Raw genomic sequence first — 24,473 nt, forward strand, 5'->3', positions numbered from 1 at the left:
GGAAACACGGCATGAGCCTTGAAAGAGACTGGGATTCGATCCGGCCCGACCGGGGGTTTCGCGCGGTGGATGCCGGCATGGGCATCCTGCGGATCACGCTTCTCTTCGGCTCGGCGGCGGTGGCGCTGGCGCTGATCGCAACGCCTTTCCTGGACAACCAGACCCGGCCGCAGAGCGCTCGCGACGGCTTCGCGGGCGGGCTCGACATGACCGCGACCGGATCGATCGGCCATCGGAATACATATACGGTGCGCCGCAGCGTGCTGCAGCCCTTTCCCAGTTCAATCTGCGTCATCCGCAATGACGGCAGCCGCAGCGGCGAGTGCTGACTTGGTTAATGATTTTTCGCCGCGACGGCGTTTCACTCGCTGTTAAGCTTTTACCGTTAACCTTTCTTAACAGGTAGGACATTAGAGTTTCTGCATGAGGGATCGATGATCATGAAAAACCTGCTGCAGCAATTCATTGAAGACGAAACGGGCGCTACGGCCGTCGAATATGGCCTGATCGTCGTGGTGTTGTCGCTGGCCATCATCGCCGGGGTCAAACAGGCGGCAGATGGGCTGGTGTGGCTGTTCACCGACAACAACAGCAAGCTTGCCAACGCCTTCGCTCACTGACGGCATCACGAGCGCACTCAGGTCCTGGACGGGTTCTCCAGGACCGCCTTGAGCGAGACCTTGGCGGACCCCGGCTTGAGCGGCTTTTGCTGCGAGGCGTCGGGCGCCCAGCCGGACATCCAGACAATCGAAAAACTTGCTCGGATACGGCCATCCGGATCCGCGAACCGCTCGGCGTAGAGTTCCGCGGCGCGGGCAAAAAGCCGTCTGCCGGCGGGCCTGCGGCTGCGATCGACGAGCGCGCTTGTTTCGCCCATGGCGCGCAGATCGGCGGCGAGATCGAACAGCGTGTCATAACGCACCGCGACCGTTTCGACATCGGCGACCGGCAATGCCAGGCCGGCGCGCTGCAACAGCGCGCCCGCGTCGCGCACGTCGGTGAAGGGAAGGATGCGCGGGCTTGCGCCGCCGTAAAGCTCCGTCTCGGCCGCCAGCATGCTCTCGCGCAATTCCGCCAATGTGCCCGCGCCGGCGAAAGCGCCGAGGAAAAGTCCGTCCGGTCGCAACGCCCGGCGGATTTGCGCAAGCACGCCGGGAATGTCGTTCATCGCATGCATCGACAGCAGGGAGACGACGAGATCGAGGCTGGCCTCCTCGAACGGCACGGTCTCAGGCGGCGCTACCAGGCCGGTGCTGCCGGCGAGAAGCGCTTCGTCCATCTCGACGCGCACGATTTCGCCGACCTTGCCGCTGCCGGCAAGCACGTCCACGGCCGCTGAAGTCTGACAAAACAGCGCGGCCGCCTTGCCGAAGCGGCGTTCGACGGCGCCCAGCCGGTCGGCAAGATCCTCCGCGGCGCGGCGCATCAGGAAATCGGCGCCTTCGACGGGGCGCGCGAGTGCCCGGCGCTTGCGCGCGAGCCAGAGCTCGGTGTCGATCAAGGGCTGCAATGAAAAGCTTCCTGTTGTCCGCGCGTGCCTGAGTGGTGTTAAGGTGGCGCGGGGTTTCCTTTCACGTGGCCGATCCGGTGCGCAAGATCAAGACCATAGCGGTCCAGGATATGACGCGGCAGGCACTGGCCTGGCCGGCGCGCCTGTTGTTTCCGCCGGTTTGCGCCGGCTGTCGTCGTCATGTGTCGCAACCCGGCGTGCTGTGCGGCGCCTGCTGGCCGAAGCTTAGGCTGCTGGAAAAACCATGGTGCCCGGTGATGGGCACGCCCTTCACCCACGACATGGGCGAGGGGTTTCTTTGCGCCGAGGCGATCGCCGATCCGCCGCCCTTCGAGCGGGCGCGGGCCGCCGTCCTCTATTCGGGCGTCGCGCGGCAGATGGTGCAAGGGCTGAAATATCAGGACCGCACCGACCTCGCGCCCTGGATGGCAAACTGGATGATGCGGGCCGGCGCCGAGCTGATTGCGGAGGCCGACCTGGTCGTGCCGGTGCCGTTGCATTGGCGGCGCTTCTTCCGGCGCCAGTTCAACCAGTCCGCGGAACTCGGTCGGGCCGTTGCAAAGCTCAGCGGGCTGCCCTTCTCGCCATCCGCGGTCAGGCGCGTGAAGCTGACACGCCAGCAGGTCGGGCTCGAACGGCACGAGCGCGAGGAGAATGTTCGCGCCGCGTTTCGCGTGCCGCCGGACGCCGAAATCGAGATAGCGGGGCGCCGGGTGCTCGTGGTCGACGATGTCTATACCACCGGTGCAACGGTGCGGGCCGTCACCAAGGCGCTGAAGAAAGGCGGCGCCGGCGCGGTCGACGTGCTGACCTTCGCGCGCGTCCTGCCGGGGGACTTCCGAGCCGATGAGTCTGCAACTATATAGTGCTTAAGTTGTTGTTTCGGTGCAGGTCGTTTACGCACAAGCGTTGGGCGATTTGCACAGGCAGGATTTTGCTGATGGTCGATGTGACGATCTATACGCGCATGATGTGCGGTTATTGCACGGCCGCCAAGCGGTTGCTCGAGCGCAAGGGTGTGACCTATACCGAGCACGACGCTTCATTCTCGCCGAAATTGCGCCAGGAAATGATTTCTCGGGCGCATGGGCGCACCACTTTTCCGCAGATATTCATCGGCGATACGCATGTCGGCGGCTGCGACGATCTCCATGAATTGGAGTCGCAGGGGCGGCTGGACGTGCTGCTTGCCAACGAAGCGAGGGCTTGATCATGGGTGTTTTCAAGGCGGCGGCGGTGCAGATGCGTTCGGGGACCAGCCCGGAGAGCAATGCGGCCGACATGGAAAGGCTGGTCCGCGATGCCGCACATCAGGGCGCGACCTACGTCCAGACGCCGGAAATGACCGGTGCGCTGATCCGCGACAAGCAGGCGGGGGCGGCGGCCTTCACCACCGAAGACAAGGACGTGGTCGTCGCGACCGCGCGCAGGCTGGCGAAGGAGCTCGGCATTCATCTGCATGTCGGCTCGACGGCGATCCTGCGCGCCGACGGCAAGCTCGCTAACCGCGCGTTCCTGTTCTCGCCAGACGGTGCCCTGATCGCCGCTTATGACAAGATCCACATGTTCGATGTCGACCTCGACAATGGCGAGAGCTGGCGTGAATCCGCCTCCTACGAGCCGGGAACGGAAGCGGTCGTGACCGATATCGAGGGGACGAGGCTGGGCTTTGCCGTTTGCTACGACCTGCGCTTTCCGCAACTGTTTCGCGCCGAGGCGATGGCCGGGGCCGAGGTGCTGACGGTGCCGGCCGCTTTCACGCGCCAGACCGGGGAGGCGCATTGGCATGTGCTGCTGCGCGCCCGCGCCATCGAGAACGGCGCCTATGTCGTCGCCGCCGCGCAGGGCGGCCTGCATGAGGACGGGCGCGAAACCTATGGCCATTCGCTGATCGTCGATCCGTGGGGGCGCGTCCTCGCCGAGGCCGCGCATGACGAGCCCGGCGTGATTGTCGCCGAGATCGATCCGGCGCAGTCGCTTGCCGCGCGCCGCAAGATCCCCAATTTGAAGAACGCGCGGGATTTCACCGTCAATGCCGGGACAAGCGAAGCGCCGCGTTTCAGGGGTGCCGCCTCTTGATCCGGTTTTCCCTGATCTGCGAACACGAGCACGAATTCGAAGCCTGGTTCCGCAGCAATGACGACTTCGACACCCAGAAGAAGCGCGGTTTCGTCGATTGCCCGCGCTGCGGCTCGCACCGGATAGAGAAGGCGCTGATGGCGCCTGCCGTCTCAACGTCCCGCAGCCGAGAGAAGGTCGCTTTGGCCATTGGCGAGGCGCAGAAGCAGGCGCTGGCGCAGCTCAAGGCGCTGGCCGAGAAGGTACGCGAGAATGCCGATTATGTCGGCGACAAGTTCGCCGAGGAAGCGCGCAAGATCCATTTCGGCGAGACCGATCCGCGTGGCATCTACGGCGAAGCGACGCCCGAAGAGGCGCGGAGTCTCGTCGAGGATGGCGTCGAGTTCATGCCGATCCCAAGTTTTCCGGACGACCGGAACTGAGCAGGGACTAGCTCAAGCTTCCGATCAGTTTTTCCAGCACTTTCGCCAGCACTTCCCGGTCCTCGCGTGTCAGGCCGGCGAGGATTTCATGCTCGTTGGCGACGTGGGCGGCAAGCGCTTCGTTGATGAGATCGAGCCCTTTCCCGGTCAATTGCACAACCACGCCACGTCGGTCGCTGGGGTGCGGCGCGCGCTGGATCAGGCCGGCCTTCTCCAGCCGGTCGAGGCGTGCGGTCATGGCGCCCGACGTCACCATCGTCGCCTCGTAAAGCTCGGTCGGCGTCAGCGCGTAGGGCGCGCCGGAACGGCGCAATGTCGCCAGGACATCGAATTCGCCGGACTGCAGCCCGAAGCGGGCGAAGACCGGCGCGAGCCGGTCGCGGGCGATGAGCGCCGAGACCTCGTTCAGCCGCCCGATGACGCCCATCGGCGACACGTCAAGGTCCGGTCGCTCCCGTCGCCACTGCTCCATGGCCCTGCCCGCTCGATCCATATTACTCACCGCAAAGTATCTTGACATAAAGAATCTTTGCATTATCTTACTGCAGGAAGAACTGGCCGCCAAGCGGTCTCGCAGCGACAGGACGAACCAATGAGATTTCTCTGGGATTCAGCGATTTGGCTTCTGGTCGTGACGGGCGGCCTGCTGGGCATGACGCTGCCGTTCGGCAAGCTCGCCACCGCCGCCGGGGTGCCGGCCATGGTCTGGGCCTTCGTCATCTCGCTGGGCGCAGGCGGCGTGCTGTTTCTGGCGCTTCTGCTGCGCGGCGAACGCATCCGGCTGACGCCGCACAAGCTGCGCTATTTCTTCGTCACCGCGGCGATTTCCTACGCCATTCCCAATCTTTTGATGTTCTCGGCCATCCCGCATCTCGGCGCCGGCTACACCGGCATCATGTTCACCCTGTCGCCGGTGATCACGCTGGTGTTCTCGATCGTGCTCGGTGTCAGGCGCCCCAATCTGCTCGGGGTCATCGGCATCGCCGTCGGCTTTGTCGGCGCGGCGATGGTCGCGCTGACGCGCGGCGAGGCAGGGCAGCCGGCCGATTATTTCTGGGTGGCGATCGGGCTGCTCATCCCGGTCAGCCTTGCCGCCGGCAACATCTACCGCACCGTCGACTGGCCGCAAGGCACGGGCCCGATCGAGCTGGCGGTCGGCAGTCACCTGGCGTCGGCCACGCTGCTCCTCATCGGCATTTTGACGCTTCTGGGCGGGCAAGCCTTCATTCCGCTCGGCGGCGTGCCGCTCGTGGTCGTCGGCCAGGTAGCGTCGGCCTCGGCGATGTTCGCCTTCTTCTTCCGCCTGCAGGCGGTCGGCGGGCCGGTCTATCTCAGCCAGATCGGCTATGTGGCGGCGGCCGTCGGCCTGTTCGCCGGCACGATCTTCCTCGGCGAGCACTACCAGCTTCTGACCTGGCTGGGCGCCGCCATCATCACCGTCGGCGTTTTCATCACGACCAAGGCGCAAAGCCAGGCCGGCGCGCCGGCGCCGGTCCGGGTCGAGCCGGCGGCGTTCCGGAGCTAGTCCTCCTTGCCGGCGCCCACTGGAGGCGTGAGGCGGGCGGTCCGGCTAGCTGCCGTTCAGACCGAAGCTTTCTCCGCCAGCACCATGTAATTGACGTCCATGTCCCTGGACTTCTGCCAGCGGTCGGCCAGCGGATGATAGATGACGCCGGTGCGGTCGACCACCGTGAGCCCGGCGGCGCCCAGCGCCTTCGCAAGCTCCTCCGGACGGACCAGCTTGCCGAACTGATGCGTGCCGCGCGGCAGCCAGCGCAGCAGATATTCGGCGCCGATGATGGCAAGGCCGAGCGCCTTCAGCGTGCGGTTGATGGTGGCGACGAACATGATGCCGCCGGGGCGGACCATCTGGCCGCATTTGGCGACGAACAGGTCGACATCGGCGACATGCTCGACCACTTCCATGTTCAGGATGACGTCGAAGGTCTCGCCGGCATCGGCCAGCGCCTCGGCCGTGGTGGCGCGGTAGTCGACGCTGACGCCGGCCTCCGCCGCATGCAGCTTCGCCACTTCGATGTTGGTTGCGGAAGCATCGGCGCCGACCACTTCGGCGCCAAGCCTGGCCATCGGCTCGCACAGCAAACCGCCCCCGCAACCGATGTCGAGGAAGCGCAGGCCATCGAAGGGCCGCGCCGCGCGCGGATCGCGGCCGAAACGGGCTGCAACCTGATCGCGGATATAGGCAAGCCGCACCGGATTGAACTTGTGCAGCGGACGGAACTTGCCATTCGGGTTCCACCATTCGGCGGCAAGGGCGGAGAAGCGTTCCACTTCTCCGGCATCGATGGTCGATCGGCGGGGCTCTGGCATAGGCGGGTCTCCTCGAACGCCAAGAAGTCGGGGAACGCTAGGAAGTCGGGCGCGGGGGAGGGAATGTCAAGGCGGGTTTTTTGCTGCTGACGTCAGACCGCCCGCAGGCCCAACCTTGTCGATGCATCAGGCCGCGTTCTGTCAGCACCTGGCAGCTTGGTTGCCGCGCTGCCGAAACAAATCGGATGGGCGAACGAAAGGCTGTCATGGACAGGGAGCGGCAGACCGAGACGGGAGTGTGCGAAAATGCGAATTCTGGCTTCGATCCTTTGGCAACGGCTCGACCTGGAGGGGCACGACGCTTGCCTGCTTGGCGAGACGGATGACAGCCGGACCCTCAAGGGCCATGCGCTTTTCGTCCACGACGCCGGTCCGTGCGGCCTTGCCTATGAGGTGGATTGCGACCTGAGCTGGCGTACCCGCAGGGCGCGGGTCGACGGCTTTTGCGACATGCGGGAGATGCATTATCGGATTGAACGTCTTGCCGACGGCCAGTGGCTGCTGAACGGTGCAAGCCAGGCGGAGGTTGCCGGCCTCGTCGACGTCGATCTCGGCTTCACGCCCGCCACCAACCTTCTGGCGATCCGTCGGCTCGAGCTTGGCGCCGGAATGGCGGCGCCGGCGCCGGCCGCCTATCTGGCCTTTCCTGAACTCAGGCTCTCGCGTCTCGAACAGACCTACCGGCGGCTCAACGACAGCCGCTATGCTTATGCCGCGCCCGTGTACAGCTACGATGCCGTCCTGACGGTCTCGCCGGCCGGTTTCGTTCTCGACTATCCCGGCCTGTGGCGAAGCGCTGCCTGAGCCGCGAGCGCGCGACCGGCAATGTCGCGATCAACACGACAGCGCGATCGTCGCGTGGTTCATGGCGACGCTGGCCGGCTCGATCGCCTGCACGGCTTCGCTGCCGCCGATCTCGGCCATAATGCGGTCGGCCGCCGCCTGGGCCTGTTCCATGCTCTGCCAGCGCACCACATCCACCCAGCTTCCATCCTCGCGCCGGCCGAGATGCCGGCTGAGGAAGCCCGGCTGCCGGGCAAGCCAGTCGGTGATGACGCCGTTGCTGGCGACAAAGCCGGCTTCGGCGTCGGGCTTGAGGCGGAAAGTGACGATTTCCAGGGTTTCGGTCATGAGACTCTCCAACGGGCCGTTTCGCCAGTCTTATGGCATGGTCGGCGACAAGGTTCTGTCAGTAGAGGTGGTGCCGGGCCGCTCATGGCCGCGCTCGCTTGCGAAGCGTTGCTGTTTTGGCTAAGGAGGCCGCATTCCGGCGCCGGGCTTAAACCCGGCGTTTCCTCTCGTTCCGGGCTCGAGCCGGCTTCAGTCAAAGGCATTTCGCTTCCATGGCGCGTATCGTGATGAAATTCGGCGGAACCTCGGTCGCCGACATCGCCCGCATCCGCAATGTGGCGCGCCATGTCAAACGCGAGGTCGATGCCGGCCACGAGGTTGCCGTGGTGGTCTCGGCCATGGCCGGCAAGACCAACGAGCTGGTCGGCTGGACCCGCGAGGCCTCGCCCATGCACGACGCGCGCGAATATGACGCGGTTGTCGCGTCGGGCGAGCAGGTTACCGCCGGTCTCCTGGCGATCACGCTGCAGAACATGGGCATCCATGCACGATCCTGGCAGGGCTGGCAGATCCCGATCAAGACCGACAATGCGCATGGTGCGGCGCGCATCCTCGATATCGACGGCGCCTTCCTGATCAAGCGCTTCGGCGAGGGCCAGGTGGCCGTCATCGCCGGTTTCCAGGGCATCGGCCCGGACAACCGCATCGCGACGCTCGGCCGCGGCGGCTCCGACACCAGCGCCGTGGCGATCGCCGCTGCCGTCAAGGCCGACCGTTGCGACATCTATACCGATGTCGACGGCGTCTATACGACCGACCCTCGTATCGAGCCGAAAGCCCGTCGGCTGGCCAAGATTTCGTTCGAGGAAATGCTCGAAATGGCTTCGCTCGGCGCCAAGGTGCTGCAGGTGCGCTCGGTCGAGCTTGCCATGGTACACAGGGTGCGTACCTTCGTGCGGTCGTCCTTCGACGATCCCGACGCGCCCGGAATGGGGGATTTGCTCAATCCGCCCGGAACGCTTATTTGCGACGAGGAAGAGATCGTGGAACAGCAGGTCGTCACCGGAATTGCCTACGCCAAGGACGAAGCGCAGATTTCGCTGCGCCGCGTCGGCGACCGTCCAGGCGTTGCCGCCGGCATCTTCGGCCCGCTGGCCGAGGCCAACATCAATGTCGACATGATCGTCCAGAACATCTCCGAGGACGGCAAGTTCACCGATATGACCTTCACCGTGCCGTCCGGCGACGTCGACAAGGCGCTTGCCGTGCTGGAGAGGCTGAAACCCGATGTCGGCTACGATGTCGTCCAGTCGGAAGCCGGCATGTCGAAGGTCTCGGTCATCGGCATCGGCATGCGCAGCCACGCCGGCGTCGCCGCCACCGCCTTCAAGGCGCTGGCCGACAAGGCGATCAACATCCGCGCCATCACCACTTCCGAGATCAAAATCTCGATACTGATCGACGGTCCCTATACGGAACTTGCAGTTCGTACTTTGCATTCCGTCTACGGGCTCGATAAGCAATAGCAAGAACTGAGTCAGTTGTTGCGTGAGCGCCGGCCGCGGGAGAAACTGCGGCGGGCGAAATGCCCATTGGAGAACAAGCCGCGATGCGTGATACGGCCAGTGGCCCGCGCGTTCTGCTCAAACGGCTTCGCGAGCTCATGCAGGAGCCGCTGGAGCCGCAGGAGCGGCTCGACCGCATCGTGCGCGACATCGCCTCCAACATGGTCGCCGAAGTCTGCTCGCTCTATGTGCTGCGCGCGGATTCGGTGCTCGAGCTCTACGCCACCGAGGGTCTGAACCCCAACGCCGTCCACCTGGCGCAGCTGCGGCTCGGGCAGGGCCTGGTCGGCACGATCGCCGCCAGCGCGCGACCGCTCAACCTCTCCAACGCGCAGGAGCATCCGGCTTTCGCCTACCTGCCGGAGACGGGCGAAGAGATCTACAACTCCTTCCTCGGCGTGCCGGTGCTGCGGGCAGGGCGCACGCTGGGCGTGCTGGTGGTGCAGAACAAGACCATGCGCCATTACCGCGACGACGAGGTCGAGGCGCTGGAAACGACGGCGATGGTGATCGCCGAGATGATCGCCACCGGCGATCTCGCCCGCCTGACCAAGCCGGGGCTGGAGCTCGATCTGCGCCGCCCGGTGAGCTTCACCGGCCTTTCCTTCAACGAGGGCGTCGGGCTCGGCCATGTCGTGCTGCACGAGCCGCGCATCGTCGTCACCAACCTCTTCAACGAGGACAGCGAGGAGGAGGTGCGCCGGCTGCAGTCCTCACTCGGCTCGCTCCGGCTCTCCATCGACGACATGCTGGAGCGGCGCGAGGTCGCGTTCGAGGGCGAGCACCGCGAGGTGCTCGAGGCCTATCGCATGTTCGCGAACGACAGCGGTTGGGTGCGGCGGCTGGAAGAGGCGATCCGCAACGGCCTGACGGCGGAAGCCGCCGTCGAAAAGGTGCAGAGCGACATGCGCGCCCGCATGCTGCACATGACCGACCCTTATCTGCGCGAGCGGATGAGCGATTTCGACGACCTCGCCAACCGGCTGCTGCGCCAGTTGATGGGACGCGGTCCGGAAGATGTCGCGGCCTCGCTGCCCAAGGACGCCATCATCGTCGCCCGCTCGATGGGCGCGGCCGAGCTGCTCGACTATCCGCGCGACAAGCTGCGCGGCCTGGTGCTGGAGGACGGCGCTGCCACCAGCCACGTCGTGATCGTCGCGCGCGCCATGGGCATTCCCGTCGCCGGACAAATGAAGGGCGCCGTTTCCATGGCGGAAAACGGCGACGCCATCATCGTTGACGGCGAAGAAGGCACCATCCATCTCAGGCCGCAATCCGACCTGGAAGCCGCCTATGCCGAAAAAGTCCGCTTCAGGGCGCGGCGGCAGGAGGTCTATCGCGAGCTGCGCAAGAAGCCGTCGCTGACCAAGGACGGGGTTCCGGTCGATCTCCTGATGAATGCGGGCCTTGCTGTCGACCTGCCGCAGCTGACCGAATCGGGCGCCGCCGGCATCGGACTGTTCCGCACCGAGCTGCAGTTCATGGTCGCCTCGACCTTCCCCCGCGCCGAGGCGCAGGAACGGCTTTACCGCGACGTGCTCGAGGCGGCGCGCGGCAAACCGGTCACCTTCCGCACCATCGACATCGGTGGCGACAAGGTGCTGCCCTATTTCAAGGGCGCGGTGCAGGAAGAGAACCCGGCGCTGGGCTGGCGGGCGATCCGGCTCACCCTCGACCGTCCCGGCCTGCTCAGGACGCAGATACGGGCGCTGCTGAAGGCCAGCGGCGGCCGCGAGCTGAAGCTGATGCTGCCGATGGTCACCGAGCTGTCGGAAATCGCGCAGGCGCGCGAGATCATCGACCGCGAGGTCCGGCATCTGTCGCGCTTTGCGCATCACCTGCCCACCAGCCTCAAGCTCGGCGCGATGCTGGAAGTGCCGTCGCTGCTGTTCCAGCTCGACGAATTGATGAAGGCGGTGGATTTCGTTTCTGTCGGCTCCAACGACCTCTTCCAGTTCGTCATGGCCGTCGATCGCGGCAATACCCAGCTCGCCGACCGCTTCGACAACCTGTCGACGCCGTTTCTGAGGGTGCTGAAGACGATCGCCGATGCCGGCGTGCGCAACGACACCCCGGTGACGCTCTGCGGCGAGCTGGCCGGCAAGCCGATCTCGGCCATGGCGCTGATCGGCCTGGGCTTCCGCTCGATCTCGATGTCGCCGGCCTCGATCGGCCCGGTCAAGGCGATGCTGACCGAGCTGCCGCTGCAGGAACTGAAGGCCTTTTTCGACGACAATCTGATGGCGCCCAGCCAGAAATTGCCAATGCGAGCCTTGCTGCAGGCCTTTGCAGACGATCGTTCGATTCCGCTATAGCACTGAATCATGATCAACCTGCCCCGCGACCGTATGGATCAAGTCGTCAAGCGTTTCGACATGCTCGAGGCGCAGATGGCGGCCGGACCCGCCGCCGATCAATATGTGAAGATGGCTTCGGAATATGCCGACATCCAGGAGATGGTGGGCAAGATCCGGGCGCTGCGCGCCGCCGAGCAGGAGCAGGCGGATCTCGAGGCGATGCTTGCCGACAAAGCGACCGATGCCGATATGCGCGCGCTGGCCGAGGCGGACCTGCCGGAGGTCGAGAGCCGCATCGAGACGCTGAAGAAGGACATCCAGATCCTGCTGCTGCCCAAGGATGCGGCCGACGAGAGGAACGCCATCCTCGAAATCCGCGCCGGCACCGGCGGCGACGAGGCGGCCTTGTTCGCCGGCGATCTCTTTCGCATGTATGAGCGCTATGCCGCCTCGCGCGGCTGGCGCTTCGAGGTGGTATCGGCGAGCGAGGGCGAGGTCGGCGGCTACAAGGAAATCATCGCCGCGGTGTCGGGCAAGGGCGTGTTTGCGCATCTGAAGTTCGAATCCGGCGTGCACCGCGTGCAGCGCGTGCCGGAAACCGAGGCCGGCGGGCGCATCCACACCTCGGCCGCGACCGTCGCCGTGCTGCCCGAGGCCGAGGAGGTCGATATCGAAATCCGGGCGGAGGACATCCGCATCGATACGATGCGGGCCTCCGGCTCGGGCGGCCAGCACGTCAACACCACCGATTCGGCGGTTCGCATCACCCATTTGCCGACCGGCATCATGGTGGTGCAGGCGGAAAAGTCGCAGCACCAGAACCGGGCGCGCGCCATGCAGATCCTGAGGGCCAGACTCTACGATCTCGAGCGCAGCCGCGCGGATGAGGAGCGCTCGTCGTCGCGAAAATCGCAGGTCGGCTCGGGCGACCGGTCGGAGCGCATCCGCACCTACAATTTCCCGCAAGGCCGTGTCACCGACCACCGCATCAACCTCACGCTCTACAAGCTCGACCGGGTGATGATGGGCGAGTTGGACGAGATCGTCGGCGCGCTGATCGCCGACCATCAGTCGAAGCTGCTTGCCGATATGAGCCTCGATGGCTGATCGACTGCCCGCCGCGCTCGGACCGCTGCTCAGGGCAGCGCGCGAGCGTCTGGCCATAGCCGGCATCGACGATCCGGCGCTCGATTCGCGGCTGATCGTCGAGCATTTCTCGGGCACGACCCGTACCCAGGCCATCGCCGAACCGGGACAAGAGGTGGGTTCGGCGGCGCTTTCGGCCATCGAAGCGGCCCTGAGGCGTCGCGTCGCAGGCGAGCCGGTGCACCGTATCCTCGGCTACCGCGAATTCTACGGTTTGCGCCTGTCGCTTTCGCCGGAGACGCTGGAGCCCCGGCCGGACACCGAGACGCTGGTTGACGCCGTCCTGCCCTTTGCGCGGGCAACGGCCGAAAGGCTTGGCGAATGCCGCATTCTCGATCTCGGCACGGGCACCGGCGCCATCGCGCTGGCGCTGCTCAGCGCCGTTCCGGCGGCCACCGCGACGGGCGTCGACATTTCGCTCGGCGCATTGGCGGTTGCGGCCGGAAACGCCCGGGCCCTGGGGCTCGGCGAACGCTTCAAAGCCTTGCATTCCAACTGGTTCGAAAAAGTTTCGGGCCACTACCATGTAATTGCCTCGAACCCTCCCTATATACCCAGTCGAGACATCGGAAATCTGCAGGACGAGGTCCGCGATTTCGACCCGCACCGGGCCCTCGACGGTGGTGCGGACGGTTTGGACCCCTATCGGGTCATTGCCGCTGAAGCGGCGGAATTTCTGCAAGCGCAAGGCAAGGTAGCGGTCGAGATCGGCCATACGCAGAAAAACGAGGTCACCGGGATATTCGCGGCAGCCGGCTATGTGTTAACCGGGTCACATCGCGATCTCGGCGGCAATGACAGAGTTCTGGTGTTCGAGCGTTGAAAGCCCTGATGCAGTGCGAAAAAACCGCTTGGCAATACCGGGGAATGCAGTTAGGGTCCGGCTCAACCGGATGAGACGAAGCAGGCAGTGCTCCCAGCGATTCGGTTTTCCTTGGAAATAGCTGCCTTCTTGCGCAAACGACGCCCAAGCTTCGTGCGGGAATCATCCGGCAAGTGATGTAACCGGGACAGGATGACACGTGGCGCCAACGCAATTGATGCGGGCGAACGCCGGTGAAGAGACGAAGCGGCTGGCTGCATGAGCGCCACCGTTCGTGAAGAGTTTTTCGAAAATTCACTATGAAGAGAGTCTAATGAGGCCACAACAGCAGAACAGGCGCATGCGCGGTCGCAACAACAATGGCGGCGGTGGCAACAACAACAACCGCAAGGGGCCGAACCCCCTGACCCGCAACTACGAAAGCAACGGCCCGGACGTGAAAATCCGCGGATCGGCTCAACAGATCGCCGAGAAATACGCCACACTCGCCCGCGACGCGCAAAGCTCCGGCGACCGGGTTATGGCGGAGAACTACCTCCAGCACGCCGAGCATTACAATCGCATCATTGCCGCCGCGCAGGCGCAGATGCCGATCCAGAACGCCCAGCAGAATCGCGACGATTTCGACGACGATATGGACGAGGATCGCGAGGAGTTCGACAATATCGGCAACAACGGCGCCGATGCGCCGGGCACGGCGAGCGGCTCCGGCCCGCAGCCGGTGATCGAAGGCACGCCGGCGGAACTCGCCTACAACCAGGAAAACGGCCGCGACAACAACAGCCGCCGCGACAACAACCAGCGCGACAACAATGGCCGCGACCGGCATCGTGACCGCCGCAACGGCGGCGGCCAGTATGGCCAGAACGGTCAGCGTGGCGAAAACGCCCAGCGCGGCGAGCAGGGCGGCCAGCAGTTCGACCAGAACCGCCGCAATGAGGGACAGGCGCAGCCCGAGGCGACCGGCGAGGCTGGTTCACAGGCCGAGCAGGCGCCGCAGTTCGACAGTTTCTCGCCGGCGGCCCTTGCCGCACAGGCCGAGCTCAACGAAGCCGCCCAGGACAATGGCGGCCGCCGCCCGCGGCGTCCGCGGCGTCCCCGCGGCAGCTATGCCGACCAGGCCGGTGGCGGGCAGGGCGACCGGCCGGAGGGCTCGAGCCCCGAAGGTTCCGGTCCCGAAAGTTCAGGCGAAACGCGCAACGCGGCGAACAGTGGCGACGAGGTCGGCGCCAAGCCGGCCGAAGAGGCGAACCAGGCGAGGGAGCCTGCCGCCAGCGAGCCTGCACCTGTTGTCAACGAAGCTCCCGGCGAGCCTGTAGCTGCCGACGCAAACAACTGATCCAGACGCCAATTCAAGCATCGCTGACGGCGGAGAGAAATCTCCGCCGTTTTTGTATATGCGCGCCTGGGAATATTCTGCATTGATCGACATCAAGGCGTCTTGAGGGACCGTGGCCCATACACCATATCTGTGCTGAACAGGGCTCGGCTCTTTTGAGCGGGTTCGTCACCGCAATCTGATCCGGTGCCGCGAAGCGGGCCGGTGATGGAAGGAGACAGCGAAATGAATCTTGAAAAATACTCGGAGCGCGTGCGCGGATTCATCCAGTCCGCGCAGACCATGGCGCTGTCGCGCAACCACCAGCAATTCACGCCCGAACATATACTGAAGGTGCTCGTCGACGATGACGAGGGCCTCGCCGCATCCTTGATCGAGCGCGCCGGCGGCAATGTCCGCGATGTCAAGCTCGGCGTCGAAACGGCGCTCGAGGCGATGCCCAAGGTCGAAGGCGGCAACGGCCAGCTTTACCTCGCGCAGCCGCTCGCCAAGGTGTTCTCAACCGCCGAGGACTTGGCCAAGAAGGCCAGCGACAGCTTCGTCACCGTCGAGCGGCTGCTGCAGGCGCTTGTCATGGAGAAGTCGGCCAAGACCGCCGACATCCTGTCCAAGGCAGGCGTCACCGCGCAGGCGCTCAACCAGGCCATCAACGACATCCGCAAGGGCCGCACCGCCGATTCGGCCAGCGCCGAGCAAGGCTACGATGCGCTCAAGAAATACGCGCGCGACCTCACTGCCGACGCCCGCGCCGGCAAGCTCGATCCGGTCATCGGTCGCGACGACGAGATCCGCCGCACCATCCAGGTGCTGTCGCGGCGCACCAAGAACAATCCCGTGCTGATCGGCGAGCCGGGCGTCGGCAAAACGGCGATCGCCGAGGGCCTGGCGCTGCGTATCGTCAATGGCGACGTGCCGGAATCGCTGAAGGACAAGCAATTAATGGCGCTCGACATGGGCGCGCTGATTGCCGGCGCCAAATATCGCGGCGAGTTCGAGGAGCGGCTGAAGGCCGTGCTCAACGAGGTAACCTCGGCCAGCGGCAACATCATCCTGTTCATCGACGAGATGCACACGCTGGTCGGCGCCGGCAAGGCGGACGGCGCGATGGACGCCTCGAACCTGTTGAAGCCCGCGCTGGCGCGCGGCGAATTGCACTGCGTCGGCGCGACCACGCTCGACGAATACCGCAAGCATGTCGAAAAGGATGCCGCGCTTGCCCGCCGTTTCCAACCCGTCTTCGTCGACGAGCCGACGGTGGAGGACACGGTTTCGATCCTGCGCGGCTTGAAGGAGAAATACGAACAGCACCACAAGGTGCGCATCTCCGATTCCGCGCTGGTGTCGGCGGCCGCACTTTCCAACCGCTACATCGCCGACCGCTTCCTTCCCGACAAGGCGATCGACCTGGTCGACGAGGCGGCGTCCAGGCTGCGCATGCAGGTCGATTCCAAGCCTGAGGCGCTGGACGAGATCGACCGCCGCATCATGCAGCTCAAGATCGAGCGCGAGGCGCTGAAGGTCGAGAAGGACGAGGCCTCGAAGGACCGGCTTGCCCGGCTGGAGAAGGAGCTCGCCGATATCGAGGAGGAATCGAGCGAGCTGACCACCAAGTGGCAGGCCGAAAAGCAGAAGCTTGGCCTTGCCGCCGACCTGAAGAAGCAGCTCGACGAGACGCGCAACGAACTGGCGATCGCGCAGCGCAAGGGCGAGTTCCAGCGCGCCGGCGAGCTTGCCTACGGCAAGATCCCGGAACTCGAGAAGAAGCTCAAGGAAGCCGAGGCGCAGGACGGCAAGACCGGCATGGTGGAAGAGGTGGTCACGCCCGACCATGTCGCGCATGTCGTGTCGCGCTGGACCGGCATTCCGGTCGACAAGATGCTGGAGGGGCAACGTGAGAAGCTCTTGCGCATGGAAGACGAGATCGGCAAGCGCGTCGTCGGCCAGGGCGAAGCCGTGCAGGCGGTGTCCAAGGCCGTGCGGCGCGCCCGCGCCGGATTGCAGGATCCGAACCGGCCGATCGGCTCGTTCATGTTCCTCGGACCGACCGGCGTCGGCAAGACCGAGCTCACCAAGGCGCTGGCCAGCTTCCTGTTCGACGACGAGACGGCGCTGGTGCGCATCGACATGTCGGAATTCATGGAGAAGCACTCCGTCGCCCGGCTGATCGGCGCGCCTCCCGGCTATGTCGGCTATGAGGAAGGCGGCGCGCTGACCGAAGCGGTGCGGCGCCGGCCGTATCAGGTCGTGCTGTTCGACGAGATCGAGAAGGCGCATCCGGACGTGTTCAACGTGCTCCTGCAGGTGCTCGACGACGGAAGGCTGACCGACGGCCAGGGCCGCACGGTCGACTTCCGCAACACGCTGATCATCATGACGTCCAATCTTGGCGCCGAGTATCTGGTCAATCTCAGCGACGACCAGGATGTCGACGCCGTACGCGACGAGGTGATGAGCGTGGTGAAGGCCTCGTTCCGGCCGGAGTTCCTCAACCGCGTCGACGAGGTGATCCTGTTCCACCGGCTGCGCCGGCTGGACATGGACCGCATCGTCGAGATCCAGCTCAAGCGGCTGGAGAACCTGCTTACCGACCGCAAGATCGCGCTGTCGCTGGATCACGACGCCATCGAGTGGCTGGCGTCGAAGGGCTACGATCCGGCCTATGGCGCCAGGCCGCTAAAGCGGGTGATGCAGAAGGAGCTGCAGGATCCGCTGGCGGAGAAGATCCTGCTCGGCGAGATTCTCGACGGTTCGACCGTCAAGGTCACCGCAGGCTCCGACCGGTTGAATTTCCGCTCGAAGCCGACCGTGGTGGCGACGGAAGCCGCCGCCTGATTTCGGGCGAGCTTGAATGAACGCGAAGCGCGTCGCATCGTATGGTGCGGCGCGCTTTGTTATTCGCAGTGATTGCGCATAATCAGCTGCCGATTCGGATGACCGCGAAGGACTTCATGAAGCTCGACGATTACAACGGCTTCTGCGCTTCATTGCCCGCCACGACGCATGTCGTTCAGTGGGGCGGCGCCCATGTCTGGAAGGTCGGCGGCAAGGTGTTCGCCATCGGCGGCTGGAACGAGGGCGGCGAGCTCTTCGTCACCTTCAAATGTTCCGAGATGGCCTATGACGTGCTGAAAGATCAGCCGGGCTGCCGGCCGGCGCCCTATCTCGCCTCGCGCGGCATGAAATGGATCCAGCGTCAGACAAGCCAAAGCATGGATGATGCGGCGCTCGAGGACTATCTGCGAGAGAGCCATCGCCTGGTCGTCCTCAAGCTGACCAGACAGGCACGCAAGGAATTGGGGCTTGCCGCAGGCCAAAACGCCTCGCGCTGAAACGGATATAGTCGATGCGTCTTAGCTTTTGTTTCGATGCATGTCGGTCCCCCGGAACCGCCGCGTATTCTTGGGGACCTGCATGAGCTCATATTCCTCAAGGTACCGGAAAACCGCCATCTTCATGCCCGGTTCATGTTGGAATCTTAATTTGGCTAGCTGGTTTGCTGACGAAGGTTCGCCCGCCAGAAGTCCGAGTCGACCGGAGAGCTTGACCCCCATGCTGCGCTTGATCTTTTCCCTTTCGGCACTCGCGGCCGGGCTGGTGTCTTCCAGTGCGTTCGCCATGCCGACCGCGGATGGTGCGCAGGCTGCGCGCCCGGCTGAGCGCGGCGCGCTGATGCTGGCCCAGGACGGCAATATCGATATCTACTACGACGCCAGGGGCAATCGCGTGCTGGTCGATGCCGACACCGGCAAGGTCATCGCCATCCAGCCGCCGGGCAGCAGGCTCGACCGCCGCGCGCTTCGCCGGCAGATGCGCATGCAGGAACTCGGCCGCGCGCCGGCCGAAGACGACGATCGCTACTATCTCGACAATCCCGACGACATGGCTCGCTTCCGCCGGCGGCAGCTCGAGGAAAATGGCCGGGTCATCCCGCCGCCGGTCGACGAATATGACCTCAACGACAATTCCGTCGATGCCTATCCGCCGGTGCCCAACAACGATGAAGGCTATGCCACCACTTATCCGGAGGCGCCGAGGTCCAACACAATCAAGCGCCAGCCGCTGAACGAGGCGTCGGTCGATCCGGAGCAGCCGGGCCAGGGCGAAGTGCTCCAGACCAATCCGGATGCCCAGGCGGCACTGCCGCCGAACACTGGTGGCAAGGCCACGGTCGATCCGTCGCTGTCGCTCGGCGTGCGCCAGGACGTTGCGGCGCTGCAGGTGCTGCTCGACCGCGGCGGCGCCTCGCCGGGCGTGATCGACGGGCGTTTCGGCTCGAATGTCGACAAGGCGCTGGCCGCCTACAACGAAATAAACGGCACCAATCTGAAATCGACCGATGCGGTCGGCATCCAGGCAGCGCTTGCACAGTCGGGCGGCGACGCCTTCGCCTCCTACACGATCACGCCGGAAGACGCGGCCGGCCCTTACGTCGCCTCGATACCGGAGGACTACAGCCAGAAGGCCAAGCTCGACTGCATGTGCTACACCTCGGTCACTGAGGCGCTGGCCGAACGCTTCCATATGGACGAGACCTATCTGAAGTCGATCAACAAGGGCGTGGACTTCAATCGCCCGGGCACGATGATCAAGGTCGCCAATTTCGGCAAGCTGGTGTCGACGCCGGTGGCGCGCATCGTCGCCGACAAGACCAACAAGGAAGTCTACGCCTATGATGGGAGCGGCAAGCTGGTCGCGGCCTATCCTGCGACCATCGGCTCGGCCGACACGCCCTCGCCCACCGGCATCCATGCCGTCTCGCGCATCGCTCTCGACCCGAACTATACCTACAATCCGAACATCAATTTCAAGCAGGGCCAGAACGACAAAATCCTGACCGTCCCCCCGGGACCGAACGGTCCGGTCGGATCGGTATGGATCGCACTCGACAAGCCGACCTATGGTATTCACGGCACGCCCGATCCCTCTAAGATTGGCAAAACCGAGAGCCATGGCTGCGTGCGCCTGACCAACTGGGATGCACGCGAGCTTGCCAAACTGGTGTCGCCGGGCGTCACCGTGGAGTTTGTCGGCGGATCAACAATCGCGGATGTCGGCGGGACCTCAACCGATGAGTTTACGCAGCAGTAAGGCGCGCGGCGCCGCGGCATAGATGAGCTGCACCAGCAGGATGAAGCCTATGCTGAGCAGCGGCGTGATCAGGCAAAGCGCCGCGCCGACCGCCCACAGGATCTGCGCCTTGACGATCCGCTTGTAGACGGTGCGGCGCGTTTCAGCATCGACGTCCTCGGCGATCATGCCGTTCCTGTCGGCATACCACCAGCTTGCGTACAGCGTGGCGCCCAGCATCAGCAGGTTCAGCCAGTAGACCAGTACCGCGCCCCTGAATGCCAGGAAATCGGCGAGAAGGTCGGTTGAGAAGGGCAGCAGCGCGATAAAGGCAAGGAAGCACAGGTTGAGCGTCGCGAGCCGCCGGTCCGATTTCGCGATCAGGCCATGCTGTGCCTGCTGTCCGAACCAAAAGATGGTGAGCGTGAGGAAGCTCAGCGCATAAGTCAGGAATCGCGGCCCCAGCGCCAGGATCGCGGCGAGCAATTCGCCTTCCGAATGCACCGCCTCATGCGACGGCACCCTGATCTCCAGCACGATCAAGGTCAGCGCGATGGCGAAAACGCCGTCGGTCACTCCGACGATGCGTCCGCGTCCTTCCGCCGACGGTTCGAGCGGCCGCTTCATGGCTTCCCCCTCTCACGCATGATGGTGGAACCTAGCACGCCGTTGGCGGTTTGCATCAGGATTGAGCCCACCTCGCCATCTGGCCCTGAATCAACCTGAATCAAAAAGAGAGAGCATGATGTCGTCCGAAAACCGCTTCACACTTTTCGGCATCATGCTCTGTCATCTGGTTTCAAGAACAGCGATGCTCTGGCTTGTTGTTGCGCCCGCGCGAGGGGCTAAGCAGGGATACGATGTCATCAGCGAATGAAACCACTGCCGATTCGCATTCGCCCCCGCGGGCGAACGGCACGTTTTGTCCTCAGACCCAGCGAAAATTCGTGCTGGTCGCTGCGATCCTCGCCTCGGCGCTCGGCTTCATCGACGGTTCGGTCCTGGCGATCGCCATGCCGGCGCTGCGCGCGGATCTCGGCGCCAGCCTGGCGCAAGCGCAGTGGATTTCCAACGCCTATGCGTTGACGTTGTCGGCGCTCATCCTGGTGGGGGGCGCTGCCGGCGACCGGTTTGGACTGCGGCGCGCCTTCGTGATCGGGATTGCGCTGTTCGTCGCGGCGTCGCTCGCCTGCACGCTGGCGCCCGATCCGGCTATATTGATCGCCTTCCGCGCCATCCAGGGCATCGGTGCGGCGATCATGGTGCCGGGGAGCCTTGCCATCATCGCCAAAGCCTATCCGAAGAAGGAGCGCGGCCGGGCGATCGGCATCTGGGCCGCCGCTTCGGCGCTGACCACGGCGCTCGGTCCCGTGCTGGGCGGCCTTGCGCTCTCGACCTTCGGCAATGGCGTCTGGCGCGCGATCTTTGCCATCAACCTGCCGCTTGGGCTGATCTCGATCTATCTGCTTCTGGCCAAGGTGCCGGCCGACAAGCCGACCGAAAAACGCAGCCTCGACCTTGGCGGCGCGGCGCTGGCGACGCTTGCCTTCGGCCTGCTCGCCTACGGGTTGACGGCGATGAATGCCGAAGGCGCAGGGTTGATGCCGGGCCCGGCGATCGTTGCCGGCGTGGTCCTGCTTGTCGTCTTCATCTTTTACGAGCACAGGCGGCGCGACCCGATGATCGATCTCGGCCTGTTCCGGATCAGGGCCTTTGCCGGCGCCAATCTGGCAACGTTTTTCCTTTATTTCGCGCTGTCGGCCAATTTGTTCTACCTGCCGATGGCGTTGATCGCCGGCTGGAGGCTGAGCGAGGCCGAGGTCGGCTTCATCTTCGTGCCGCTGTCGGCGTCTATCGCGCTTTTGTCCGGACCGGTCGGCCAGTGGTCGGATCGCATAGGTCCGCGTTTCCCGATCGCCAGCGGCAGCATGGTCGTCGCCATCGCCTTCGCCGGCCTTGCCTTGCTCACCCGTTTCGGCATCCACGATTTCTGGATCGGCACCTTTCCGCTGATGGCGCTGATGGGACTTGGCATGGCGCAGGTCGTGTCGCCGCTGTCGACCGCGGTCATGACGTCCGTCGAGGACAAGGATACCGGGGCTGCATCCGGCATCAACAATGCGGTCTCGCGCGTCGGCGGCCTGATCGCGGTGGCGGCGATGGGCTCGCTGGCGGCTTGGGTTTACGCGCGGATGACCGGCAATGCCGCCGGGCTGCCCGGTTTCGGCGAGCCGCCCGCCTCCGGGCTGGCCGCCAATATCGAAGCGGCCAGGATTGCGGCAAGCGATTCGGCTTTCGCCGCGGTCGCAGCGATCACGGCGCTGCTTTGCGTGCTGTCTTCACTCACCGCCTGGTTCACGGTTCCCGGACAGGCATCGCCCTGGCCGCAAAAGACAAGCGATGAGCAAGATTAGTTCGGGAGCTGCGAATCAGTCTTGGCGCTGGCAACCTTCAGCGCGTTGCCGTCTTCCTGCTTCAGAAGATCGTCGATGCGCTCGCGCTCTTTCTTGAAGGCGACGAGATCGTCGCCCTTCAAAACCTTGCCGACCGGCAGGCGCACGCGCATCGAATCGACCTTGGTGCCGTTGACGATCAGTTCGTAGTGAAGGTGCGGGCCGGTAGAGAGGCCGGTCTGGCCGAGATAGCCGATGACCTGCCCCTGCCGCACATGAACGCCTTCCTCGATGCCTTTGGCGAAAGCGCTCTGGTGGTTATAGGAGGTCTCGTAACCATTGGCGTGGCGGATGATGATCTGCTTGCCGTAGCCGCCGGCCCAGCCGGCCTTCTCGACGACGCCGTTGCCGGCGGCGATGATCGGCGTGCCGATCGGCGCTGCCCAGTCGGTGCCGGTATGCATCCGGACGTAGCCAAGGATCGGATGCCGGCGTGCGCCGAAGCCGGAGGTGAAGCGCCCATTGGGCAGCGGATTGCGCAACAGGAACTGCTTGGCGCTGCTGCCGTTCTCGTCGAAATAGTCGACGCTGCCGTCCTGCATCTGGAAGCGATAGAAATTGCGCGTTTGTCCGCCGAAGGTCGACGAGACGTAGAGAAGCTCGGAGTCGTCGGAGGCCTGGTCGTCGCCGTCGGGTTGGGAAAACAGCACTTCGAGGCGGTCGGAAGGCGAGAGCCGCGACTGGAAATCCACGTCGGAAGCGAGCAGCTTGATCAGCTTCTGCGTCATCGCTTTCGACATGCCGTAGGAATAGGCGGTGCGGTAGATGCCGTCATAGACATTGGGCAGGTTGCCGCGCACCACGACGGGCTGCGAATCGTCGAACGCCGTCAAAAGCTCGGGATTGGGCTCCGGCTCCTGCGCCGGCACATACTGGCCACGGTCGTCGAGCGCTATGGTGACGATGTGCGTCGTCTTGTCGTAGACGCTGGTGCGCACGACCTTGGCGATGTCGCCGCGCACCTCGAGTCCAACGCGCAACACTGTTCCGGCCTTCAGCGCCGGGGCGTTCAAGAGCTTGGCGATCGCCTCCGCCATGCCGGTGGCGTCGTCGCCGGTATAGCCCGAATCGGCATAGGCCTCGGCGATATCGGTATCCTTGGTGAAGGGAATGATTTCCTCGGCGAAGGCAGGCGTCTGGTCGTCCGGCGTGGCGCGCGGCGCCACCGACACATTTTCCTGCGTGATCTTCACGTCATAGGAGCCGGCCATCGATTCCGCGAAGGCATCGCCGAACCGCTGCGGATCGATATAGTGCAGCGCTGCCACCTGGACGGCGCCGTCGCTCAAGCCGGTGCCGGCGTCCCGCACCACCCTTTCAACCTCGTCGGCGGAGAGATCGCTTTTTTCGTCGAACGAGGCCGTCTCGATCGGGAAATCGACCGTCTTCAGGCTCATCTCGCTTTCGACCTTGGCGCCGTAGATCTGACCGGCGACCGCGGCGGCCGTTGCCGGTTGCGCGTTGTCGTCGCTGTCGTCGCCGAACACCTGCATCGGGTCGAACGGCGGATAAGGGCGGCTGGTGGTGTGGCCGGCGGCCAGGGCCATCTTGATCTGCACGAAGGGCATGGTGTGGATAACGTCACGGTCGCCGACCTTGGTGACCATCGACACTTCCATGCGCCGCCGGTCCTTCGCCCGGGCGATCTGGCGGGGTGCTACCAGCCTTGTGGTCTTTGCCTGCTCGCCGGAATCATCGCCGCCGCTGGCAAGACCGATGAGCTCGGCGATTTCCGGCGGGGTCGCCAATTGCTGGCGCCCGTCAAGGGCGGCGAACAACGCGACGCCCATCAACACGCTCGATGTCACGCCGGTGAGAAAGGTGCCCGACAGCCAGCGCGCCGAGACCTCGCGGCGGTCGGGCGGACCGCTGCGACCGTCCGCGATCAGCGGCGGCTCGTTGCCGAGTTCGGCTATGACCTCTTCGGTATCTGGCATCCAGAAAGGCTGCTTCTTCCCCAGGCGAAACGGCTTGTCGTTGTCGTTGTGGCCATGACAATTGCCTGTCACGGCGGTTGAAGTCAAACGAAGCGGCAGGCCGGGGCCGATATCCCCAATCATGCGCCCCCTTGCGCAGGGCGCCCTGTCATCCGTCGTCGGCGAGCCTCGCATATACGCGCGCGCCTTCCTTACATGGGCCGGTTTCACGCCCCAATGCGGCGGCAATAGGGCCTCGTCGCGGATAACCCAGGGGCTGCCGCAAGGGCAGTCGGCTATCGAAAAAGTGGTTCGAAAAATTCGTCGCAAAAAATTCAAAAAAGTTCGAAATCGGTGTTGACGCGTCGAGGGAGGTCCGACTATATACGGCCCACGAACGAGGGCGGTGCGCCGCTGGCGACGAAGAAGTTTGCTTCTAGGTCTGCCCTCTGTT

Annotated in this window: 23 protein-coding genes; 17 read left to right on the forward strand and 6 right to left on the reverse strand. The window is 64.5% G+C overall.

The window, feature by feature from the left end; translation table 11 throughout:
• Positions 1–11 precede the first annotated feature (11 nt).
• Both FJ425_RS28430 and FJ425_RS28435 read left to right on the forward strand, forming a co-directional pair.
• Positions 12–329 (forward strand): hypothetical protein, encoded by a 318-nt coding sequence (locus tag FJ425_RS28430; RefSeq protein WP_140632803.1) that lies wholly within the window; start codon positions 12–14, stop codon positions 327–329.
• A 111-nt stretch (positions 330–440) separates the two neighbouring features.
• Positions 441–620, forward strand: coding sequence for a Flp family type IVb pilin (locus tag FJ425_RS28435; RefSeq protein ID WP_140543577.1), 180 nt, complete (start codon positions 441–443; stop codon positions 618–620).
• Between the two features lie 17 nt (positions 621–637).
• On the opposite strand, the gene FJ425_RS28440 is transcribed toward FJ425_RS28435, so the two are convergent.
• Complete coding sequence (locus FJ425_RS28440) at positions 638–1,510, reverse strand: methyltransferase domain-containing protein (protein ID WP_140727525.1); 873 nt, start codon at positions 1,508–1,510, stop codon at positions 638–640.
• A gap of 65 nt (positions 1,511–1,575) precedes the next feature.
• Between FJ425_RS28440 and FJ425_RS28445 the strand changes: the two genes are divergently transcribed.
• The 4 genes from FJ425_RS28445 (at position 1,576) to FJ425_RS28460 (ending at position 4,011) form a co-directional block, all read left to right on the forward strand.
• Positions 1,576–2,376, forward strand: coding sequence for a ComF family protein (locus FJ425_RS28445; RefSeq protein ID WP_140632798.1), 801 nt, complete (start codon positions 1,576–1,578; stop codon positions 2,374–2,376).
• A gap of 74 nt (positions 2,377–2,450) precedes the next feature.
• Complete coding sequence (grxC, locus tag FJ425_RS28450; RefSeq protein WP_140543583.1) at positions 2,451–2,720, forward strand: glutaredoxin 3; 270 nt, start codon at positions 2,451–2,453, stop codon at positions 2,718–2,720.
• 2 nt (positions 2,721–2,722) lie between these two features.
• Complete coding sequence (locus tag FJ425_RS28455; RefSeq protein WP_140632795.1) at positions 2,723–3,589, forward strand: carbon-nitrogen hydrolase family protein; 867 nt, start codon at positions 2,723–2,725, stop codon at positions 3,587–3,589.
• Positions 3,586–4,011 carry a DUF1178 family protein gene (locus FJ425_RS28460; RefSeq protein ID WP_140632792.1) on the forward strand — a complete coding sequence of 142 codons (426 nt, stop codon included), beginning with the start codon at positions 3,586–3,588 and terminating at the stop codon, positions 4,009–4,011. Before FJ425_RS28455 ends, FJ425_RS28460 begins: the two co-directional genes overlap by 4 nt.
• Positions 4,012–4,018: 7 nt before the next feature.
• On the opposite strand, the gene FJ425_RS28465 is transcribed toward FJ425_RS28460, so the two are convergent.
• Complete coding sequence (locus tag FJ425_RS28465) at positions 4,019–4,504, reverse strand: MarR family transcriptional regulator (protein ID WP_140727527.1); 486 nt, start codon at positions 4,502–4,504, stop codon at positions 4,019–4,021.
• Positions 4,505–4,603: 99 nt separating this feature from the next.
• On the opposite strand from FJ425_RS28465, the gene FJ425_RS28470 reads away from it, so the two are divergent.
• A complete protein-coding gene (locus tag FJ425_RS28470; protein ID WP_140727529.1) occupies positions 4,604–5,536 on the forward strand; it encodes a DMT family transporter in 933 nt (310 codons plus the stop codon).
• Between the two features lie 56 nt (positions 5,537–5,592).
• On the opposite strand, the gene ubiG is transcribed toward FJ425_RS28470, so the two are convergent.
• Positions 5,593–6,342: a bifunctional 2-polyprenyl-6-hydroxyphenol methylase/3-demethylubiquinol 3-O-methyltransferase UbiG gene (gene ubiG / locus FJ425_RS28475; protein WP_140632783.1), complete on the reverse strand. Its 750-nt coding sequence runs from the start codon at positions 6,340–6,342 to the stop codon at positions 5,593–5,595.
• A 246-nt stretch (positions 6,343–6,588) separates the two neighbouring features.
• Here ubiG and FJ425_RS28480 point away from each other — a divergent pair, with 246 nt between their 5' ends.
• Positions 6,589–7,146 (forward strand): putative glycolipid-binding domain-containing protein, encoded by a 558-nt coding sequence (locus FJ425_RS28480; protein WP_140727531.1) that lies wholly within the window; start codon positions 6,589–6,591, stop codon positions 7,144–7,146.
• Positions 7,147–7,176: 30 nt separating this feature from the next.
• On the opposite strand, the gene FJ425_RS28485 is transcribed toward FJ425_RS28480, so the two are convergent.
• The gene (locus FJ425_RS28485; RefSeq protein ID WP_140727533.1) at positions 7,177–7,473 is read right to left on the reverse strand and encodes an antibiotic biosynthesis monooxygenase; all 297 of its coding nucleotides are present in this window, start codon (positions 7,471–7,473) and stop codon (positions 7,177–7,179) included.
• Positions 7,474–7,685: 212 nt separating this feature from the next.
• Here FJ425_RS28485 and FJ425_RS28490 point away from each other — a divergent pair, with 212 nt between their 5' ends.
• The 8 genes from FJ425_RS28490 (at position 7,686) to FJ425_RS28525 (ending at position 19,671) form a co-directional block, all read left to right on the forward strand.
• Positions 7,686–8,939 carry an aspartate kinase gene (locus FJ425_RS28490; protein WP_140632774.1) on the forward strand — a complete coding sequence of 418 codons (1,254 nt, stop codon included), beginning with the start codon at positions 7,686–7,688 and terminating at the stop codon, positions 8,937–8,939.
• A gap of 83 nt (positions 8,940–9,022) precedes the next feature.
• Positions 9,023–11,293, forward strand: a complete 2,271-nt coding sequence (gene ptsP / locus FJ425_RS28495; protein WP_140632771.1) for a phosphoenolpyruvate--protein phosphotransferase — start codon at positions 9,023–9,025, stop codon at positions 11,291–11,293.
• 9 nt (positions 11,294–11,302) lie between these two features.
• Positions 11,303–12,382 carry a peptide chain release factor 1 gene (gene prfA, locus FJ425_RS28500; protein ID WP_140727535.1) on the forward strand — a complete coding sequence of 360 codons (1,080 nt, stop codon included), beginning with the start codon at positions 11,303–11,305 and terminating at the stop codon, positions 12,380–12,382.
• On the forward strand, positions 12,375–13,244 hold the full coding sequence (gene prmC, locus FJ425_RS28505) for a peptide chain release factor N(5)-glutamine methyltransferase (protein WP_140727537.1): 870 nt from the start codon (positions 12,375–12,377) through the stop codon (positions 13,242–13,244). Before prfA ends, prmC begins: the two co-directional genes overlap by 8 nt.
• Before the next feature lie 340 nt (positions 13,245–13,584).
• Positions 13,585–14,583, forward strand: coding sequence for a DUF4167 domain-containing protein (locus FJ425_RS28510; protein ID WP_140727548.1), 999 nt, complete (start codon positions 13,585–13,587; stop codon positions 14,581–14,583).
• Between the two features lie 225 nt (positions 14,584–14,808).
• Positions 14,809–17,415, forward strand: coding sequence for an ATP-dependent chaperone ClpB (clpB, locus tag FJ425_RS28515; protein ID WP_140727539.1), 2,607 nt, complete (start codon positions 14,809–14,811; stop codon positions 17,413–17,415).
• Positions 17,416–17,531: 116 nt separating this feature from the next.
• Positions 17,532–17,912 carry an MmcQ/YjbR family DNA-binding protein gene (locus FJ425_RS28520; protein WP_140632760.1) on the forward strand — a complete coding sequence of 127 codons (381 nt, stop codon included), beginning with the start codon at positions 17,532–17,534 and terminating at the stop codon, positions 17,910–17,912.
• A 220-nt stretch (positions 17,913–18,132) separates the two neighbouring features.
• Positions 18,133–19,671 carry a L,D-transpeptidase family protein gene (locus FJ425_RS28525; RefSeq protein ID WP_140727541.1) on the forward strand — a complete coding sequence of 513 codons (1,539 nt, stop codon included), beginning with the start codon at positions 18,133–18,135 and terminating at the stop codon, positions 19,669–19,671.
• Here FJ425_RS28525 and FJ425_RS28530 read toward each other — a convergent pair.
• Entirely contained in the window at positions 19,645–20,277 is a 633-nt protein-coding gene (locus FJ425_RS28530) for a TMEM175 family protein (protein WP_140727543.1), read from the reverse strand. The genes FJ425_RS28525 and FJ425_RS28530 overlap by 27 nt on opposite strands.
• A gap of 233 nt (positions 20,278–20,510) precedes the next feature.
• On the opposite strand from FJ425_RS28530, the gene FJ425_RS28535 reads away from it, so the two are divergent.
• Positions 20,511–22,064, forward strand: coding sequence for an MFS transporter (locus FJ425_RS28535; RefSeq protein ID WP_140727545.1), 1,554 nt, complete (start codon positions 20,511–20,513; stop codon positions 22,062–22,064).
• Here FJ425_RS28535 and FJ425_RS28540 read toward each other — a convergent pair.
• Positions 22,061–24,040, reverse strand: coding sequence for a M23 family metallopeptidase (locus FJ425_RS28540; protein ID WP_181176092.1), 1,980 nt, complete (start codon positions 24,038–24,040; stop codon positions 22,061–22,063). The two genes, FJ425_RS28535 and FJ425_RS28540, sit on opposite strands and share 4 nt — an antisense overlap.
• Positions 24,041–24,473 lie beyond the last annotated feature (433 nt).

Origin of the sequence: Mesorhizobium sp. B2-7-2 (assembly GCF_006440775.1) — a bacterium.
In the GTDB taxonomy this organism is placed as follows: Bacteria; Pseudomonadota; Alphaproteobacteria; order Rhizobiales; family Rhizobiaceae; genus Mesorhizobium.